Below are 19821 nucleotides of genomic sequence, written 5' to 3'. Positions count from 1 at the left end.
TTACCTCTCCCTAAACCTATGTTGCTCTATCAATGGTTCAATAGAGCGTTGGTGCAGCTCTATTGCCTCCAGTCCAAGGTAACCAAGTACAGACTCTGGTACTCGCATTGCAAGCATGATCTTCCGAGTTTTGTCATATTCGTGGCACGCCAATAAATGTACTTTTGCTGTTTGGTTCAATGTGTTTGATTCCAATTGCTCAATATACCAAGTCTCATCCATCGCCAGAGAACACTCAGCGGTTTGCTCCATAAACTGATTTTTATAATAGAAGTATGCAAACACGGGTGAAACCACATAGATTCCTATCCAGGCGATACAACACAGTGAAATAATGAAGTAAAAAACACGCTTCATCGCGCAATAATCCCTAGTGAATTCAATGTCACCGTATCAAGGGTTTGCGAAACAGGTATATTGTTGTCCACTCGATAGGCATTTAATGCTTTACGAGTTTGCTTGCCCATAATCCCATCTATGATTCCCTTGTAGTAACCACTTGTATAGAGTGCGAACTGAACGCGGATGATAAGCTCCTTACGTTTTTCTAATTCCTCTGCAGTAGATACTGGTCGTTTGGTTGCAGGCGCTGTATAACTCGGGGTAGAAGGTTGAGTAAGAGGTTGGGATTTTTGCTTTTTAACTGGAGCACTATAGGTCGACCCCGCGGACGACCGATGGGAACTATGACTTCTGTGGCTACTGTGGCTCCGATGCGCAGCGATGTATAGGGGAATAGCCTCATTTAGTGGCGCTAACACAACCTTGTCTAGTAACAATTCATCTTTAACATCGAGCTCCTCCGGTGCTGCAGTACCTGCGTTGGCACCTGAGTTTAACGCGAAGAAACCTGGTAGTAAGGCAGCTAGATTGAAATTCCTTTTCATATTATTCTCCTTGGTGATGCATGATACTTTCCACGAGACGATGAAAAATAACCTCCACAACTGTCTTTTAATTGGCAATCTGAACACTCACTAGGGTAGTAGTTCTTCCAGTCTGATATAGATTTGACAGCGTACGACCTGATTGAAGAAGGTAAATGACAAAGTGGAAAATTAAACAGCGTCGGATTTAACCCGGCCATTTCAGCAGTCAACAGGCCCTTTATCAGGGCGTCTTCATAATCTTCTGGAGCACACTTTAGCGCTGACCAGTTTCTTTTAGCCCAACCAGTCGCTTCCAGGTTCATTATCGACAACTGCACAACACCAGAAAAAACACGAGCAACGTATTCGGCAACTTGTGGTAACTCGCTAGCGTTGTGTTGAGTCGGAATGAAGCGCACTTCCATCTTAATGCCTGAGTTTCCAGCGTTAATCATCCCAACGACCGTTTGTGAAAACGCGCCATCTCTTCCAACTAGATGATCATGAATTCGGCCTCTCACCGAATAGAGAGGAATACCGAAGGTGATATCGAGGCGACTAGCCATCAAAGCCAGCTGTCCAGTAAATTCTGAATCTGAAAATGCCCGCCCATTGGTCAGGACATGTAAACGAGTGTTGGGAGCATGGTCTGAGACAAACTCCAGAAATTTGATAAAAGCATCACCGTACAATAGTGGCTCCCCACCACTAATACCAACATCACCATCAAACCCAAATGCGGCTAGAGCGAGCGCTCCGTATGACAACAACCAGTCATCCCTTTCCTCTCGTGGAGGTTGCGAACAAAATAAGCAAAGGTTATTGCAGCGCTCGGTTACAAGCAGTGTGTTGTGATTGACTCTTCGCGACAAAATAACCCGCAACTGTCCAAACTGGTTTATGTTAACCACATCGCCATCATCTACAGAATTATGTAATGTCGAATGAGTGATAACACCAACAAAATCGTCACTAGCAGAATTCAGGTGCGCTTGTTGCTCCTTTGCAAGGAAGACCTGTTCTAAGTAACGACTGTCGCTCGTTCCTTTATCTTTGCGGATTTGATAAAAACCAGAGGTCGAAAATCCGTCTTCTTCCAACGAGAATGTATCGGGTCGAATGACGTTACTCATGTAACCACTCCTTAAGCATCTCACCAATGCCGTCTTCTGCGTATAGATGGTTAAGAATTAATGTGAACATTGCTTTGTGATACTGACAAAATCGAGAAAGGCTCTTATCGCCGATTGGTTCTCCAAAAACACTAATGTTTTGACAAGGGTCTGAGCCACAAAACGGTTGGTATGCACAGGAGGCACATCCCGGATGAACAGAAATAAAAGACTGAGACAATATTGATTTGTACAGACTGTTTGACTCGATGACTGGCTCTTGAATGGTTCCAAGTGAAAAATCGATATCGGGGTTGGTCTTTTGAAGCATCCGAGCCTCATCGCTTCCATATATACGACCATCATAATTGAACATGATACAGTTTAGGATTAGGCCGCTCGGAGATTTTAGGTCTGCGTATCCACTGTAATCCGCATTAAATATTCTTCTAAGGTGAATCAATGCAGAATGTTCGATGATTCTTTCCCCCGCGAGTCGCTTTCGGTTTAAGACCTTCAAGAGTTGTTCATAAAAAGCCATGAACGCCTTAATATCGTACGTCTTTGCATTCCCTTTATTGGCAAAACCGTAAGGGCTTATCGGGCGAACAAACATGTCGGAAAATCCAAGATCACTATGCGCGTCGACGATATCTTCAGGCTTTTGCAACAACGCCTCGGTTACGGTGGTAACGGTAGCAACTCTATCCGGACCTAACCTACGTCTAATTTTTTCAACGCCTTGTTTCACCAGTTCAAAGGAATTTCCACCCTTCAATACTCGATTGGAGTTATGTGTGAACGCCCCTCCATCGAGTGAAGTTGAGAAATTAATAGGTTTGTCTTCACTCCATGTCAAAACGTCATCGTTCAGTAGAGAAAGGCTCGTTGCAATTACTATCTCAAACTGGTCGACACCCAGGTTAGAAACCGCCTCCTGATAGATCTTTTGAACGAGATCAAACCTTAAAAGAGGCTCGCCCCCCTGAATTTCCAGCTTGTATGGAGCATTTCCGAGGGAACGGATTCTTTGGAGCAAAAGGGGAATCAAGTCTGGATCTAGATCGTAGTTACTTGCTTTGACAGAGGCTCGGCTCACCTGGCAATAATGGCATGTGTGATCACATCTTAGCGTTGGCACAATCATAAATATGGGATTGAAGTTGAGCGCCGACATTAAGCGTTTTGACATACCCGAAGCGAGAGAGCCAACCGAAGCAGATTTGTATTCGTCATCACAAATAAAGAGCTTTCTTTCAAGCAACTCATCGATGACAGCATCATCGGTGGAGTTTTTATCTATCAGCGAATTGAGTTCCATTCTGCTTAAGTACGCATGAAACCCGGCCTGATTCGTTAATAACGCAATATCAGAGTCAAGAAACTCGAAGTTAAAAGGGAGTACGTTCATTTCGATAGCTTCTTCTCAACGGAGCTAAGAACAGCTGCGGAAATACCCTCCAGATAACTACTGGTTTTTTTTGATAATTTTTCTCGAAGCAGATAGTCATTCAACAGGCGTTCGAATTCCAGAATGATATCCTCATCTTGGGAAGAAAAATGGACGGTCCACCGTGTGTCTTCATCTGCTAGCTTCCAGGTGGTTAAAGGCGACATCCAATACAAAGCATGCCGGACAACCGACTCTGAGAAAGTACTTTTTTCTAATTGATGAATTAACATGTACACACCTTTTAATTGGATTTGCTCCCACAAAAGGCACGTTGAGTTCGTCGCTAAAGGAGTGCAAAACTATTATGTAAAGTGAAAATATAGCACCATATGCATTTTGTGGTTATGATGGTGGTCGCATTTGAGAGGGGGGGCGTTATTTAGTTTTGAGGCATAAGTACATTGATTTGATTCAAAAGAAATAGTTGCAATGCTTTTTGTAAGAACAACAACAGCTCTCTACTCATCACCTTACTTCGCCACGGTTTAGATGTCTGATTGAAAGTCGTCCCCGAGCCTAGAGATCTAAAGATTGCTTCCATGATGGAGGTCGACATCACTCCTTACAAAACATTTGCCGACATTAAGAGCCGCCAATATTGTGAGCTTATTACCACCATCGAACGAAAATATATGTCTTTCAGAGCCCTTACTTGGCATTCCGTATACCCCATCTACTTTGCTTAGAACATGTTAATGTTAGCCATTAGGAAAAATAGGTCAGTCTGTCGACAGTACTTCGCTGATGCTCCTAGCTCAAAATCATTTTGGGGCAAAAACAAGTTACCCACATCAACCCTCCCCAGCCCTCCCTTGGCTTTAAATATTACTGCCAAGTTATTTTCACTGGCAAAGGGAGGAAGTTGTTCGAACGCGCTTTCTGTTTAGCCGCATGTATTGAAAAGGCAGCAGTTCAAGGTTTTCTATATTCAGAGCGTGGTCAGTAAATTCCTGCTCTCGCCTTGGCTCGGCGGGAATGACGGCTAATAATATGCGGTGAATTTTGGATAAGCATTGAAACTAAATGCGGCAAAGTTCAGCTCTTCCCCTTGATAGATGAAGTCACTTGGCAGAAGAAGTCGATATAAGGGGAAGTTGGATGGGGTTCGTTACTCGAGCCAAAACAAACTGCACCCTATCTTGAACGGAAGCCTTCGGTACTTCCACCAAGTCATAACCGAGTTCTTGATACACTTGCTTCATCATTTCATAGGTAGCGATTGCTGTCGAAAAATCTTGTTTTCTTTCACTATCATTCACATAAATTTCCTGCCATGGCGGGAAGATGAAAACTTGCTTTGCATAACGATATGTTTTGCAGCAATGCATAAGTTCAGCGGAAATTGGCAAGCTCTCGAGTTTTGAATAACCGTAACTATCCATTATGCCGCGGTCAAAAAACACGGGCTCATTTAGGTGTGAATAATGCTGATACAGACGTTTATCTTCCTCTAGCATCGCGTCTCTAAATTTCACTTTATCCACCCAAGGTAAGGCTTCGCCGCCGTCCGCCATTTGCTGCTTGATCACAGCGCGCCCCGATTCTGGCGCACAAACATACCCTAAGCGTTTAAGCTCACTGATCACCGATGATTTGCCCGAACCTGGCCCACCCGTGAATACATAATAAAATAACGAGGACATAATTTAATCACTTTGTAATTGATTCAAAACAGAAGGATATCCCCAACCATTTTTACCTACCTCGACTTTCTCTCCGGTGAGATATTGATATAACGTCGGCGCTAAAGAACCATTATCGACCGTACCTAGTCGCGTTTTAGGTGCGATTGGTTCACCCCAAAATCCCACAAAGGCATCTTTTTCTAAATAGGTTTCGCCAGCATGACGCCCTGGCACTAAGGTGTTATAACCAAAGCCATTTTTAGGAAATAAGTTCACGGTGCCAGCGCGATCATCTTCGTATAAATGCACCAGTTGCATCACCGAATCGGGCCTTGGCGTCATCGAGGTCAGCTCTCGCCATTCAGATGCGCGGCAAGCCTGAGCTTGAGATTGATCAGATAGACATTGATTCAACAGCTGATCTTTACGCTGTTGTTGTTTGGAAGATAAAGGAGGTTGGTAAGGGTTGGTTTGAGCTACCGATAATAATTCAGGTTGCCCTTTGCCATCAACCGCTTGGTAGAAAATTTTATCGCCTTGTCGACGGATCACTTCATGACGCAACTGACCATGACGATAACCAACAACCCGTACCGCGCACGATTCAGGCGTACAATCGGTTTCTCTCACCACAAGATAATCCAGTGACTCTTGTAAGCGAGATGCGATTTCATCAACCATATCAATGTTCTTTCCACCGGCTAAAGGCACAAAGTCGGTGAGTTCTTGGTAGACAGGCTGTACTTTCCAGCCCCGTTTGGAGTTAAAAAAGTCCATCATATAATTACCACCAGCGGTCGAGGCAATCACCACATCAGCGCCTTTGTTACTCGGGTAGTTCAGCGCATTGGTGATTTTCGGCCCTTCCCCTTCATCAGAAGAAATCTTCAAAATGTTAAGTTTGATGCCTTGTTGTTTCAATAGATCAAAGACGGCATGTTCGGGACTAATGGTGTGATAAACCGGTGAAAGGCCATGATCGCCCGCCATGCCCCACAAGGTTTGAGGGTAAATTCCTGCTTGACGATAGGTGTCATCGAGCTTACTTAACCAAAAATCTAAGCGATTGAGCTCACCAGTCGGATTAATGATTTCATCACCAAATGGACCTTTAAAATGGGCAAAGTGATCCGGCCACGGGTTATACATGAGTAGGTAGTCTGGCATGGCTTGTTCATTTAATTGAGCCAGTTCCTCAATATGCTTATCAATCACTTGCTCTTGCGTCAGCTTAGTTAATAAACGCCATGAGCTGAGTGCTTGATAGGCTTGCACTTCCTCAATCAACTGCTGGCGTTTTTCACCCACTTGCGGCTCAACTTTCGCGCGTTTTTGTAATTCAAGTAAGCAACGTTGTTCGCCAAAATCACGAATCGCTTCCCCTAAGCCTAGATTGACTAAGGCATCAAAACTGAGCTGCGCATTCCAGTCATATTGCGCATTGCAATTGATGGTTTTTAAATAGCTCAAACGATCAAACATGGTTTTCATGCCTCGCGCTTGAGTTAATGATTCAAGTTGGAGCGCGTCATTGCCAAAGAAATAATAGGCGCGGTCTTGAGTACGATCGACAAAATGAAAGTTCGGTATCCCCGTTCCTCCCGGCCCAGAAACCGCAGCACCGGTTTTAGCAATTGGAAGATTTCGAACGCTAATAGTGGGCGTTGATGATAAGCCGCCAATGGCAATGCCATTACCATGCTGCGCATAGAGTTGTTTGAAAAATGGTAGATAGTGAGGATTGGGCTCACCTTGCTTAAGTAACACATCAAGAAATTGCTGCTTTGGAAGATGCTCGGGTTCACCGTATTGCTGGCGTAATTTCATGCTCGTCAACAGGTTATCTTCTTTCGCCACTTGACGCAGATACGGACTGTTCGGCGCTTGTACTAACCCTTCCATTAAACCTTGGCTTAATCCATCGACCACAATTTGTACCGCTCGCGGGCGCTGTTGTCGTGATTGTAAATAATCGATCAGTTGTTGCGGATCCTCATCGAGCTTTTGTTGCATCCATTTCGAAAAGGTTTCAGCTCTTTGTGTTGGTTGCACATATTGACGATAAGCCTTTAATACATTCATGCGCACGAAATCAATTAAAGTGATGGTCAGCGCTTGCGCTTTGTTATTCACTTTGTCGCGGTTTTGCGGTTGCCCATCCTCAATAATGGCATCCATCGCCGCTTTCATATCACCCGCAGGCATGGTTTGGGCGTACTTGGTGAGTTCAGACATAATCAAAGCTTGCACGTGTTCAATCGTGGCTTGATCTTTCTTGGACGTGGTGAGGTATTGATAATGATCGGGCAGATTTCGTGCTAACTCCCATTCATCGTTATTGAATAGCTCATCATAAATACTGACCAACATGGCGAAAAACTGGCGATTCATTGCAAAGCCTTCGCGTCTTTCAACTTCTGAATCTTTTGGCGCTTCTATATCTTTCTGTTCGATTGGTTCAAAGTCGAGTAACGAGTGCTGCCATTGCTTAAGCTGCTCTGGCGTGAAGTTTTGCGTTAGGTATTGTTTAAATTGGTCGCTATTGTCGGATTGAGTGTATTGATCATAAAACACATACAAAAAGTGCCCAAGAGTGATGCTATAAAAGGGATTAGAAAGGCGAGCGATCACTCTGTTTTTGGTTTTGGCATCGAGCGGCAACGTTAAAATGTACGCATCTAAACTCATACCTGCGATGGTAAATACCGCCACATCTCGGCTCAATTCGGTGGTGGTGGTGAAATGCTCAAGGATATTGTTTTTGATCACAGCACCGCTGTAATAAATCGGTGCAATAACCGGTATTTTAGCAATGCTCTCTGCTTGCACGCTCGGCGATGACATTCCATAACATCCGGCTAAGAGCGCCAGATAATTAAATTTCTTTTGCATCCTTTCGTTCATCCCTTTTCTTCACTTTTATCTTCACTAAAAACCACGCTTTATCATGACACTCTAAAATGAAACAAGCTGCCTAGGTTTTATAATACCGCTCTACATTTAAGCAAAAAAATGAAACTCTATAAAAAAGCCAGTGAACCTCTTATTAATTTAAGGTCACTGGCTTAGGTTTCATTATTTATCTAACTTGACCCGACAGGGTAAATTATCAATTACACACCACGATAATAACGTTGCGGTACAAACGGCATTTTTTCGACCGTCATTGGCAATTTTTTACCACGGACATCGGCGAAAATTTCCGTGCCAATCGCGGCGAACTCAGTCGCCACATAGGCCATGGAAACGGGTTTACCCGCCGTTGGGCCAGCTGTGCCACTAGTAACAATGCCGATTTCGTTATCGTTGGCATCAAACAGTTTGCAGCCTTCACGCACCGGCGCTTTGGTTTGCCCCACTAAGCCAACACGCTTACGCACCACATCTTTGGTTTCGATTTGCTTTAAGATGATGTCGGCACCAGGGAAGCCACCAGCACGCTCACCATCTGCACGACGCGGTTTGCTGATCGCCCACAACAGGCTCGCTTCCACTGGCGTGGTGGTGGTATCAAGATCATGACCATATAAACACAAGCCACATTCTAAACGCAATGAATCACGTGCGCCCAAACCAATCCATTCCACTTCTTCACACGCGGTGAGCTTGTTAGCAAGTACCGCAGCGTGTTGATTAGGAACCGAAATTTCATAGCCATCTTCACCTGTGTAACCCGAGCGGCTGACAATGCATTCAATGCCATCAATGTCGATCACTTGCACGTCCATAAACAGCATCTCTGCCACTTGTGATTGGAAACGCGCTAACACCTCAGCGGCTTTTGGGCCTTGCAAGGCGAGCAAAGCGCGATCGTCAATCACTTCAAGCTCAACACCTTGTGGTAAGTTAGCTTGCAAATGTGCAATGTCTTGCGCCTTACAAGCGGCGTTGACCACCACAAACAAATGATCACCTAGGTTGGCGACCATAAGATCGTCCATGATGCCGCCTTGCTCGTTAGTAAAGAACGCATAACGCTGCTTGCCTGATGGCAGATCAATAATATCGACTGGCACTAATGCCTCTAATGCTGCCGCCGCACCTTCACCTTTTAGGCGCAGTTGCCCCATGTGTGAAACATCAAAAAGACCGGCTGCATCACGGGTATGCAAGTGCTCTTTTTTCACGCCAAGTGGATACTGAACTGGCATGTTATAACCAGCGAATGGCACCATTTTTGCGCCCGCTTGTACATGAACATCATACAGCGGGGTATTAAGCAAAGGTTGAGTCGATTGTTCTGTCATTTATCCTCCATCAGGCTCGCGCCTATACAACAGAAATAAGCACTATTCCGTTGTTTCTTTGATTGTGACGTCTTTTCCTGAGAAATAGTCACGGGTTAGTTTGAACACTACAGGGCTGAGTAATACCAAGGCAATCAAGTTAGGAATCGCCATCATGGCATTCATGGTATCGGCCAGTAGCCAAATAAAGTTAAGTGAACTCATTGCACCAACAGGCACAGCAAGCACCCACACAATGCGGAACGGTTTAATCGCTTTGGCACCGAATAGGAACTGAACACATTTTTCGCAGTAGAAGCTCCAGCCCAAAATAGTGGTGAAAGCAAAAATCGCCAGTGCAATCGCGACGATGATGTGGCCGAATGAGAAGGTGCTGGAGAATGCGCTTGATGTTAATGTCGCTCCCGTTTCACCAGATACCCATTCGCCTGACAAGATAATGGCAAAACCGGTTATTGAACACACGATGATGGTGTCAATAAACGTACCTAGCATGGCGACCAGGCCTTGTTTCACTGGGTTTTTCGTTTTTGCTGCTGCGTGCGCAATCGGCGCAGAACCAAGACCAGCTTCGTTCGAGAACACACCACGCGCCACACCAAAACGAATCGCTGCCCACACTGCTGCCCCCGCAAAACCACCTTGCGCCGCGACTGGGCTAAATGCACTTTCGAAGATCAAAGCAAAGGCGGCTGGGATTTCAGTGATATTAGCCAATACCACACCTAAACCGGCAACAATGTAAAATACCGCCATGAATGGCACCAACTTACCCGCGACATCGGAAATACGTTTAATACCACCGACCAGTACCAGGCCAACCAGAATCATCAATACAATTCCTGTGACAACCGGTGAAATGCCAAAGTTACTGTTTAGCGCATCGGCGACTGAGTTTGCTTGCACCCCATTACCAATACCGAAGCCGGCAATCGCACCGAAAATGGCAAATAACGTCCCTAGCCAAGCCCACTTTTTCGATAGGCCGTTTTTGATGTAATACATTGGGCCGCCAACGTAGTTACCGTTTTCATCTTTTTCACGGTAAGTCACGGCGCACACAGCTTCTGAATACTTAGTCGCCATGCCCACTAATGCGGTGCACCACATCCAAAATAGTGCACCCGGGCCACCTAACGCGATCGCGGTTGCAACACCGGCGATGTTACCTGTACCGATTGTGGCTGAAAGTGAGGTCATCAATGCGTTAAAAGGCGTAATGTCACCTTCTGAAGAACTGCTGCGCCCGCTCCACAATAATTTGAACCCTTGCGGCAGTTTCAAAATTGGCATGAATCTCAAACCGAGCATCAAAAATAGCCCGACACCTAAGATCATCACCAACATTGGGACGCCCCAAACCACCCCATTAATCGCTGAAACAAAATTGGTTAATGCTTCCATATATGAAGTCCTTTTCCTTTGTCATTATGATTTCTCTTCAACCATGTTAAGAGCTTGAGGCTTACCCTAGCCAAAACATGAATAGAACCAGACACATGCAAAAACTACTCCATGAAGCATGTTCTGAATAACTTCATCATAAGCATGAAAAAGCATCACACCTAGTTACAATTGCAAAAATGTGAAAAAAGCCTCGTTTCAATAACAAATTAATAACAATTCTGTTTTTAAATAGTGGATTATTTTGCTGTAACCCATAAAATCAGAGCATCTTCCTCACTAACAGAGATCAACGTGTGACCCATGCTGGCATCGTAGTACACGCTATCTCCTTCTTTCAGCTCCACCGGTTGATAAAACTCAGAATAAAATCGAACCTTACCTTCCAACACAAGTAAAAATTCTTCCCCATCGTGGCGAATCCATTCTTGGTAATCATCAAAACTGCGCGAACGAATTCGGCTTTTAAACGGCACCATCTTTTTATTCGATAGCTGGGTTGCTAGCAGTTCGTGCTCATACGTTGTGGTCGGGTGCGGTTTGCCTTCTCCTGCGCGGGTAATATCACGACGCCCAACTGCACTGGCTTGCTTAGGTGGCTCAAAAATTTGAGGAATAGGCATATCTAAGCCAGTGGCAAGCTTCTGCAGGGCTTGGAAAGTGGGCGAAATCTGCTCATTTTCGATTTTAGATAAGGTAGAACGCGCCAAGCCTGTACGCTTACTGGCTTCTTCCAGCGTTAACCCCATCTGCAAACGGATGTCTTTTAAACGCTGACCGAGATTGAGTGGCGTGAGCGATTGATCTGCGTCTTCCGTTTGAAAACTGATGGATTGCGTTGGTATAAATTGATTCTCTGCGCTCACTGGTAGATTCCTTTCGTCCTGATCCCTGATGATTGTTGCTCTTTTATTGGATGATTGTCGTTTCCATACTCAAACCATCAAGCAAACGTTTGCTATTGCATATTACCGATTCAAAAAGGCAGATTAAAGGGAAACCATTTCCTAAAAGGTGCGGTAGATAACAAAAATGGAAATCTTGTTTCTTATAGGAAACTTTTGGTTGAATAATCAACTTATGAAAAGTATGTTATGAGAATCTTATTAAGGTGTGTCGTGGGGCATCTCATTTCACACCGAGCCTAATGTTTACCAGCCTATTGATGGCAGCGGCAAATGTTAGAGCGATTCTTTTGTATTTCACACTCAATGACTAAACTGGAAAATGCTTTCGTTTTTCAACATAAAGGCAAACGATTGCGTAATAACTCATTGATTAACAAACTTTCTCTTTTTAGGAGTAAACAGAATGGACATGACTCTAAAATTTACTGAAAGCCACGAGTGGGTTCGTGACAATGGTGATGGCACTGTGACCATTGGTATTTCTGAGCACGCACAAGAAATGCTAGGCGATGTAGTGTTTGTTGACCTACCAGAAGTCGGCGACACCATTGATGCAGGCGACAGCTTTTCACTGGTTGAGTCAGTAAAAGCAGCGTCAGACATTTATGCTCCGGTCACTGGCGAAATTGTTGAAATCAACGAAGAGCTTGAAGACAGCCCTGAACTCATCAACAGCGAGTCATACGAAGGCGGTTGGATTGTGAAAGTGAAACTCGACGATCCATCTGAACTGGATAATCTACAAGATGCGGAAGAGTATCTTGCGAGTATTGAAGAAGACTAAAAACGTTACTCGTCGCTAGGTCGCTACGCTTCTGCTTCTCGTCACTCGAAAAAGACGGATCTTCTAGTCAATCAATCGTATCGGGAAACGAGCAGCGTAGCGCCCGAGAACCTATCACCGCCTACAAAGTCAGCCATTCGCTGGCTTTTCATTTAGTTCAGGTAACACTATGACCAATCTAATCAATGAGTTAAGCAACAATCAAGAATTTATTGGCCGCCACAATGGCCCGAGCCACGCCGATCAACAAGCGATGCTCGACATCATCAACGAGCTCAGCGACAGCAAAGCCACCAGCCTTGATGATCTTATTGCTCAAACTGTTCCAGCTAAAATTCGCTTAGATAATGCTATGGCACTGGATGCACCAATGAGCGAAGCGGATATGCTGGCTAAAATGAAAACTTTCGCCAACATGAACACGGTGCAACGCACTTTCATTGGCCAAGGTTACTACAACACTTTCACGCCAAACGTCATCTTACGCAATGTGCTAGAAAACCCAGGTTGGTACACCGCTTACACGCCTTATCAGCCAGAGATCTCACAAGGTCGTTTGGAATCATTGTTGAACTATCAACAAATGGTGATTGACCTAACGGGCATGGACATTGCGAACGCTTCTCTTCTAGATGAAGCAACGGCGGCCGGTGAAGCGATGACGCTGTGTCAACGTGCAGGCAAAAGCAAAAGTAACGTATTCTTTGTTGCTGACGATGTACACCCACAAACCATTGAAGTGGTCAAAACACGCGCAGAATTTATCGGTTTTGAAGTGATCGTCGGCGATATCGACAGCTTGCCGCAACAAGACGTGTTTGGCGCTCTATTGCAATACCCAAGCACGACCGGTGAAGTGCGTGATTTAACTGATATCATCGCGGCGGCTCAAGCCAATAAAACACTGGTGACGGTGGCAACCGACCTACTTGCTTCTACCCTACTAAAACCAGCTGGAGAAATGGGCGCAGATGTCGTGATTGGCTCGGCGCAACGTTTCGGCGTACCTATGGGTTACGGTGGCCCACACGCGGCATTTATGGCAACGCGAGACAAACACAAGCGTACTATGCCAGGTCGCGTGATTGGCGTGTCGGTTGATAGCAAAGGCAACCAAGCACTGCGCATGGCGATGCAAACTCGTGAGCAACATATTCGCCGCGAAAAAGCGACCTCGAACATTTGTACCGCCCAGGCGCTACTTGCCAACATGGCATCTTTCTACGCGGTGTATCACGGCGCAGAAGGCTTACGCACCATTGCTCGTCGTACTCATCACTTTACCGCTATTTTGGCAGCAGGCTTAAAATCCGCCGGTCACAAGTTAGTACATGATACGTTCTTCGATACCATCAGCATTGATAGCCAAGAGCAAACCGAACGTTTATACCAAGCGGCTCAACAAGCTGGCATCAACCTACGCAAACTGCCGTCACAAATTGGTATCAGCCTAGATGAAACTACGAAGGCTGAAGACATCGAAGCGCTGTTTGCCGTGTTCTCTGTTGAAGGTAATGTCGATACTTATTCAAACGACATCGCAGCCAACGAATTTGCCGCAATTCCTGTGACTTGCCAACGCAGCTCTGAGTTTTTAACTCATCCAGTATTCAATACGTATCGTAGCGAAACTCAAATGATGCGTTATTTGAAAAAGCTGGAAAACAAAGATTTCTCATTAACGCACGGCATGATCCCGCTGGGCAGCTGTACCATGAAGCTCAACGCCGCTGCGGAGATGATCCCAGTGACTTGGCCAGAATTTGGTTCCATCCACCCATTCGCACCAATGGAGCAAGCCGCAGGCTACAGCGCACTGGCGGATTCATTGAAAAAACAATTGTGTGAAATCACCGGCTACGATGAATTTTCATTACAACCTAACTCAGGTGCATCCGGTGAGTACGCAGGATTAATCGCGATTCAACGTTACCACCAAAGCCGTGGCGAAGGTCACCGTAATGTGTGTTTGATCCCAAGCTCTGCGCACGGCACTAACCCTGCGACAGCCTCTATGGTGTCCATGAAAGTCGTTGTGGTGATGTGTGATGAATACGGCAATATCGACTTACAAGATCTGGCCGCGAAAATCGACAAGCACCACAGCAACCTGTCTAGCATTATGATCACCTACCCATCGACTCACGGTGTCTATGAAGAGCAAGTGCAAAAAGTGTGTGACATGGTGCATGCCGCTGGCGGTCAAGTTTACCTCGATGGCGCAAACATGAACGCGCAAGTTGGCTTAACTAACCCAGGCGTGATTGGCGGTGATGTATCACACTTAAACCTACACAAAACGTTCTGTATTCCACACGGCGGTGGTGGCCCAGGCATGGGTCCTATCGGGGTGAAATCGCACCTTGCGCCTTTCCTACCAGGCCATATTGAAAATGGTGTAGAAGGTAATGACTATGCGGTTTCTGCTGCCGATCTTGGTAGTGCCTCGATTCTGCCTATCTCTTGGGCTTACATCACTATGATGGGTGGCCAAGGACTGACTGAAGCGACCAAAGTTGCTATTCTAAACGCCAACTACATCATGGAACGCTTACGTCCGCACTACCCGGTACTTTACCGTGGTCACAATGGTCGTGTGGCGCATGAATGTATTATCGACATTCGCCCACTCAAAGAGGCGACAGGCATCAGCGAAGAAGACATTGCCAAGCGTTTAATGGACTACGGTTTCCACGCGCCAACCATGTCATTCCCAGTTGCTGGCACGCTGATGGTGGAACCAACCGAATCAGAAGATAAAGCCGAACTGGATCGCTTCTGTGACGCAATGATCGCGATTCGCCAAGAGATGGACAAAGTACAGCAAGGTGAATGGCCGCTCGACAACAACCCACTGGTCAACGCGCCACACACTCAAGTCGATTTGATGAGTGAAACATGGGATCGCCCATACACTCGCGAAGAGGCTTGCTTCCCATCGACACAAGCGAAAGCCGCTAAATACTGGCCAACCGTCAACCGTGTCGATAACGTCTACGGTGACCGTAACCTAGTATGTTCTTGCCCAAGTATTGAGAATTATCAGTAAGGGTTAGAAAGCTGAAATGAGAAAGCGAGCTCTGTAAGGGGCTCGCTTTTTTGTTTATAAAATGAAAACACGCTAAAAAGGAAACTAAAGAGGCTTTAAGTCTTCTAATCTTAAACTTTCATATTCTCGGATCTTTTCATATTTATCGAGCGATGAGTAAGATGCAGTAATCCTGATTTTAATCCCATCTTATAACCGCTTTCTAATATCTGCTTCTTCATCGTCAAACGCTTTACTGAAAAACTTGGAGGTGGCGCAATTACTCTTATTACAGCGTCGTCAGGGAAATTACGAATAAAATCAAGAGTTCTATTATAGTTCCTCGCTCTTAACAGCATTGAGCGGGCAATATGAGGATGACGCGCAAATAGCTTCTTAGTAAACCACTTTACTTTAGGAGGGTGCATTTCATAACTCAGTGGGTGAGACAAAATAACAGTAATATCTCGAGCACCACGGCGATAAGCTTCAATAACAGGAATGGAATCAGACACTCCACCATCGGTATAGCATTCACCAGAGAAACAAGGCGTTTGTTTATAGGCTATCGGTAAAGCTGCCGTAGCCTCTAAGATTTTAACTTGATTATCTTCTGTCAATTGATAGTAATCGGCTCGTCCTGTTTCAATATTGGTTGCAGCGGCAAAAAAAGGCGTTTGGTTGAAAGTTTTGTGGCTATCAATAGGAAACTGGTGGTTAGACTCATCAATCAACCACTTTACATCCACTAAGCTTCCTCCTTTAAGAAAACGAAGTGGATCAAAGAACTCTCGTCGAGTCGCTAACTCGGTGATCACACGGAAACTGCGCTCAGGTTGTTGTGCTAAATAGCCAACTAAATTCGATGCACCTGCCGATACACCAATAACAAAATCAAAGGGATTATAGTCATGGGCTAAAAAGCTATCGAGAACACCACTTGCGAAAATCCCTCTCATCGCCCCGCCTTCAACCACCAATGCTTTTTTCATCACCATATCCTCACAAAACCAATCATAGATAAACACCTATTTCTGTTATCTACTCAGAATTTTACGGTAATGCTCATTATGTAACAGAATATTTTACAGATATCACCAATAGGTAAAATCTATTGAACCTTGTTTATCATTCTCAGTGTCTCTTTTCCGATCACAACAAATAACTTATTAATAGCCAGGTGAAACAAAAAACGAGCCCCATCGTGCTCGTTTTGATAAAAATAATCAGATACCTAAACAGGCTAATCAACCAAACAACTTACTCCAAATGCTTGGATTGCGTTTGTCGTGGTACTCCTTGCGTAAATCATCCACCTGGCGTAACTCTTGCTTGGCTTCATCAAAATTACCGGCCTCTAAACTGCTTTCGACGCTATCAAGCGTAACGGTGAGTTTGTTAAAGCCTTCTAAGTACACGCCTTGCTTTTCTGGTGGATAAGAACCTTGCTTGGCGTTATTCACTAACTCTTTAAGTTTGACCACAGGCTCTTTCATTTCGTCAATTGTTTGAGCTTCAGCGGCCTGTTTAAATTCCAACTTCATCTCTTTCATGGTGGCTTTAAGATCAGAGCCTGCCGCATACACATTGGCAGTAACCAATAAGGCAATCAGGGGAATGATTTTTTTCATAGCAAAACGTACCTGTCTGTTAAGTGATAATCGCAGTGTAACCAAGGCGATTAAGAAGCCAAAATAGAACTTGTATTGAGTTGTTACAAGAAACTAGTGCTGCTTTACCGCTATTCGCCTCAAAATATGAGGCAAATAACCACTCCATTCAACTCACAAAATGAAGCGAATAGCCTTACTTATCACCTCACTAACTAACACCTTAATCCAGCTCTTTGTGAAATAAGATCTTACCATCACTTTGTGACTCATCTTGTTCATCGCCGATTATTTGATAACCACTCGATATCAACAAGCGCAGCATATTGGGATAACGGTTCATGGATTTCACTTGAATGCTGGTATAGCCGGATTGCTTAGCCCACGCTTCTTGATATAGACGCAATGCAGTGGCGATACCTTGTTGGCGATATTGTGGCAGCACGCCGCCCAGCCAACTGTAAAATTCGCGCTCATTGAGCTGATAACCCAATTTATAGCCGGCTAATGCTCCATCCACTTTGGCGATAAGAATCAAGTGAGGAAGATCAGATAAACGCTGAGTCAGTTTTTGCTGCGTGTTTCTACCATCAAACTCAGGCATTTGAGTATCGATGGCTAAGACATCATTAATGCTGCCAATTTCAATTTTCATGCATGCCTTCTTTTACTCTTGCGGATGAACGCCCGACGCCATAGAGCAATGGCGACAAATAAGGTGAATTCGAGCAAGGCTAAAAGCAGTAAGCCACAGCAGAGCCCAACCACGATGGCACTGACATTAAGCACCACTTGATAATCATAATTAGCCCAAACTTGAGCGCGAATTTCGTCAATTGGAGAGGTCAAGACATGGACATAAGGACTATAAAATGTTTGGTGAAAAGATTGCTGAGCATTCACTAACTGTTGATTGCGCGCAACCAAAACCTCAATGCTTTGTCCACCTGATACCATAACGGGGTCATTTTTTTGGGCATAGTGCGCAATCAGTTTATCTAAATCGCCATGAAAGTATTTATCAGCATCATCTTGAAATTGAGCGACGTTGCGAGACGATTCCGCCACACGTGCATCCAAATTATGCCCATATTGCTCGACAAAGCTAGGTACTTGGACACCAATTAACAACCCGATTAACAAAATGCTCAGTTTTAAATAGTCGCCCAACTTGGTTATTAACATCATCATGTCTGTTATCCACCTAATTCAATCAAACACCATTTAGTGCAAGCAGCATAATATGCTGCGGCCCAACTGGCCCACCGTGATACAAATTTTGGGTATCTTCAAAACCACTTTTTAAATAGCACTGATAGGCAGCCGTATTACGACAATTAACAGTGAGGTATGCACTTACTTTGTATGTATCTCCTGAAGATAGATAGTTTTCAGATAAATAGCTTGGCAAAGTAAGCAAAGCCTTTTTCGCGATACCTTGACCTTGAAAACTCTGATCGATTAATAAGGACCGAATACCAATAGATTGAGGTGGGCAAAAATCATAATGCTGCCCAAAGTCGGTATCGAGAATAAAAAAGCCTACCACTTGCTCATCGAACATAATCAAATGCGGATGCTCATGCGCTTGTAAACGGGTAATCACTTGAGCAACATTATCAATGATAAACTCGCTTTGCTCAGGCTTTACTGATAACTGCGCGACTTGCTCTGAGTAATGCTGCTGATACTGTTCAATGCTAACCATAACGTCCTAGTTTATGTTGATATCCCACATCCAAGTTAACTAAGCAAAACTGATTCGTCTATCGCTGGCTTGCCAATTTAAGAGTTTATTAGTCAGATTAAGAGCTTCTAGGCAGATTGAAATCAGCCCATAGTTAATAAAAGTGGACAATAAAAAACACTAAAAAACAAAACGGGCACCTTAAAATAAGGTACCCGTGGTTATATGAACCGTTAGATAAATGACTTGATGAGCTCAAGCAAAACGCTTAAAACGCTGGCTCAATCGTGCCATTAAACGTTTTATCGATAAAATCTGTCACCGCTGGTGAATGGTAGATAGCCGCAATCTTTTTATAGGTTTCGTTATCTTTATCTTGAGCTCGCGCGGCGATCACCATCACTGCTAATTTCGCATCTTTAGGCTCAAGAAAGATACCTTGTTTTTTCGGATCTAGGCCAGATGACATCACGTAATTCATCGTGATCACAGAAGCCGCTGCATCACTTAATGTACGTGGTAATTGCGCAGCGTCCATTTCAATAAATTGCAGATTTTTTGGGTTATCGATGACATCAAAAACGGTCACTTTATCACCTAAACCCGGCTTTAACTTAATCACACCCGCCTCTTCAAGAAGAAGTAGTCCACGTCCACCATTGGTTGGATCGTTTGGGATAGTGATAGTTGACCCATCAGGAATATCAGCAACAGATTGATATTTATCCGAATAAATACCCATGCGCATTAAGATTGAACGGCCAATAGAAACCAACTGCTTGTCATGATTAGCGTTGTAGTTGTCTAAGAAAGGTTGATGCTGATAACTATTAAGATCAATGGTGCCATCAGCCAACGCCGCATTCGGTGTGATGTAATCCGAAAAAGTCACCACTTCAATATGCAAACCTTGCTTGGCCGCCTCATCTGCGACCGCTTCTACCACTTGTGCGTGTGGCCCTGCTGTTGCCCCAATTTTAATCACTGCATCTTCTTTATCATTACAAGCGGTTAAGCCTAGTAACAGAGGCAAAGCGAAAAGTAACTTAATGATCATATTGCTTGTTTTCTTAATAAATTTCTTCTTAATACAC

The 19821-nt window shown here is 44.5% G+C and carries 18 protein-coding genes; 2 read left to right on the top strand and 16 right to left on the bottom strand.

Annotated elements, in window-relative coordinates:
- From Vgang_RS12285 to Vgang_RS12240, 10 genes are all read right to left on the bottom strand, one after another.
- Positions 1 to 357 (bottom strand): TIGR03982 family His-Xaa-Ser system protein, encoded by a 357-nt coding sequence (locus Vgang_RS12285; protein WP_011106272.1) that lies wholly within the window; start codon positions 355 to 357, stop codon positions 1 to 3.
- Positions 354 to 887: a His-Xaa-Ser repeat protein HxsA gene (gene hxsA, locus Vgang_RS12280; protein ID WP_011106271.1), complete on the bottom strand. Its 534-nt coding sequence runs from the start codon at positions 885 to 887 to the stop codon at positions 354 to 356. The genes Vgang_RS12285 and hxsA overlap by 4 nt, the downstream gene beginning before the upstream one ends.
- The gene (hxsC, locus tag Vgang_RS12275; RefSeq protein WP_170066813.1) at positions 884 to 2002 is read right to left on the bottom strand and encodes a His-Xaa-Ser system radical SAM maturase HxsC; all 1119 of its coding nucleotides are present in this window, start codon (positions 2000 to 2002) and stop codon (positions 884 to 886) included. Before hxsC ends, hxsA begins: the two co-directional genes overlap by 4 nt.
- On the bottom strand, positions 1995 to 3392 hold the full coding sequence (gene hxsB / locus Vgang_RS12270; protein ID WP_053316518.1) for a His-Xaa-Ser system radical SAM maturase HxsB: 1398 nt from the start codon (positions 3390 to 3392) through the stop codon (positions 1995 to 1997). Before hxsB ends, hxsC begins: the two co-directional genes overlap by 8 nt.
- Positions 3389 to 3664 (bottom strand): His-Xaa-Ser system protein HxsD, encoded by a 276-nt coding sequence (hxsD, locus tag Vgang_RS12265; protein WP_025559343.1) that lies wholly within the window; start codon positions 3662 to 3664, stop codon positions 3389 to 3391. The genes hxsB and hxsD overlap by 4 nt, the downstream gene beginning before the upstream one ends.
- Positions 3665 to 4495: 831 nt before the next feature.
- Positions 4496 to 5077: an AAA family ATPase gene (locus Vgang_RS12260; protein WP_105901142.1), complete on the bottom strand. Its 582-nt coding sequence runs from the start codon at positions 5075 to 5077 to the stop codon at positions 4496 to 4498.
- 3 nt (positions 5078 to 5080) lie between these two features.
- The gene (locus tag Vgang_RS12255; RefSeq protein ID WP_211293958.1) at positions 5081 to 7951 is read right to left on the bottom strand and encodes an alkaline phosphatase family protein; all 2871 of its coding nucleotides are present in this window, start codon (positions 7949 to 7951) and stop codon (positions 5081 to 5083) included.
- Between the two features lie 221 nt (positions 7952 to 8172).
- Positions 8173 to 9306, bottom strand: coding sequence for a glycine cleavage system aminomethyltransferase GcvT (gene gcvT / locus Vgang_RS12250; protein ID WP_105901140.1), 1134 nt, complete (start codon positions 9304 to 9306; stop codon positions 8173 to 8175).
- A 42-nt stretch (positions 9307 to 9348) separates the two neighbouring features.
- Positions 9349 to 10710 carry an alanine/glycine:cation symporter family protein gene (locus Vgang_RS12245; protein WP_105901139.1) on the bottom strand — a complete coding sequence of 454 codons (1362 nt, stop codon included), beginning with the start codon at positions 10708 to 10710 and terminating at the stop codon, positions 9349 to 9351.
- 239 nt (positions 10711 to 10949) lie between these two features.
- The gene (locus Vgang_RS12240) at positions 10950 to 11555 is read right to left on the bottom strand and encodes a helix-turn-helix domain-containing protein (protein ID WP_105901784.1); all 606 of its coding nucleotides are present in this window, start codon (positions 11553 to 11555) and stop codon (positions 10950 to 10952) included.
- Positions 11556 to 12021: 466 nt separating this feature from the next.
- Here Vgang_RS12240 and gcvH point away from each other — a divergent pair, with 466 nt between their 5' ends.
- Together gcvH and gcvP are read left to right on the top strand one after the other, a co-directional pair.
- Positions 12022 to 12402, top strand: a complete 381-nt coding sequence (gcvH, locus tag Vgang_RS12235) for a glycine cleavage system protein GcvH (RefSeq protein ID WP_105901138.1) — start codon at positions 12022 to 12024, stop codon at positions 12400 to 12402.
- Positions 12403 to 12571: 169 nt separating this feature from the next.
- On the top strand, positions 12572 to 15451 hold the full coding sequence (gene gcvP / locus Vgang_RS12230) for an aminomethyl-transferring glycine dehydrogenase (protein WP_105901137.1): 2880 nt from the start codon (positions 12572 to 12574) through the stop codon (positions 15449 to 15451).
- A 110-nt stretch (positions 15452 to 15561) separates the two neighbouring features.
- On the opposite strand, the gene Vgang_RS12225 is transcribed toward gcvP, so the two are convergent.
- From Vgang_RS12225 to Vgang_RS12200, 6 genes are all read right to left on the bottom strand, one after another.
- Entirely contained in the window at positions 15562 to 16428 is an 867-nt protein-coding gene (locus tag Vgang_RS12225) for a patatin-like phospholipase family protein (RefSeq protein ID WP_105901136.1), read from the bottom strand.
- Between the two features lie 249 nt (positions 16429 to 16677).
- The gene (locus Vgang_RS12220; protein ID WP_105901135.1) at positions 16678 to 17061 is read right to left on the bottom strand and encodes a cytochrome b562; all 384 of its coding nucleotides are present in this window, start codon (positions 17059 to 17061) and stop codon (positions 16678 to 16680) included.
- 202 nt (positions 17062 to 17263) lie between these two features.
- Positions 17264 to 17695 (bottom strand): GNAT family N-acetyltransferase, encoded by a 432-nt coding sequence (locus tag Vgang_RS12215; protein ID WP_105901134.1) that lies wholly within the window; start codon positions 17693 to 17695, stop codon positions 17264 to 17266.
- Positions 17692 to 18231: a DUF2937 family protein gene (locus Vgang_RS12210; RefSeq protein ID WP_105901133.1), complete on the bottom strand. Its 540-nt coding sequence runs from the start codon at positions 18229 to 18231 to the stop codon at positions 17692 to 17694. The genes Vgang_RS12215 and Vgang_RS12210 overlap by 4 nt, the downstream gene beginning before the upstream one ends.
- A 22-nt stretch (positions 18232 to 18253) precedes the next feature.
- Positions 18254 to 18748, bottom strand: coding sequence for a GNAT family N-acetyltransferase (locus Vgang_RS12205; RefSeq protein ID WP_105901132.1), 495 nt, complete (start codon positions 18746 to 18748; stop codon positions 18254 to 18256).
- Positions 18749 to 18995: 247 nt separating this feature from the next.
- Positions 18996 to 19784, bottom strand: coding sequence for a MetQ/NlpA family ABC transporter substrate-binding protein (locus Vgang_RS12200; protein ID WP_105901783.1), 789 nt, complete (start codon positions 19782 to 19784; stop codon positions 18996 to 18998).
- Between the last annotated feature and the right edge of the window lie 37 nt (positions 19785 to 19821).

It is taken from the genome of Vibrio gangliei (genome assembly GCF_026001925.1).
Taxonomy (GTDB): Bacteria; Pseudomonadota; Gammaproteobacteria; order Enterobacterales; family Vibrionaceae; genus Vibrio; species Vibrio gangliei.
The sequence above is the reverse complement of the archived record's forward strand: the minus strand, read 5'-3'. Positions and strand labels throughout refer to the sequence as shown.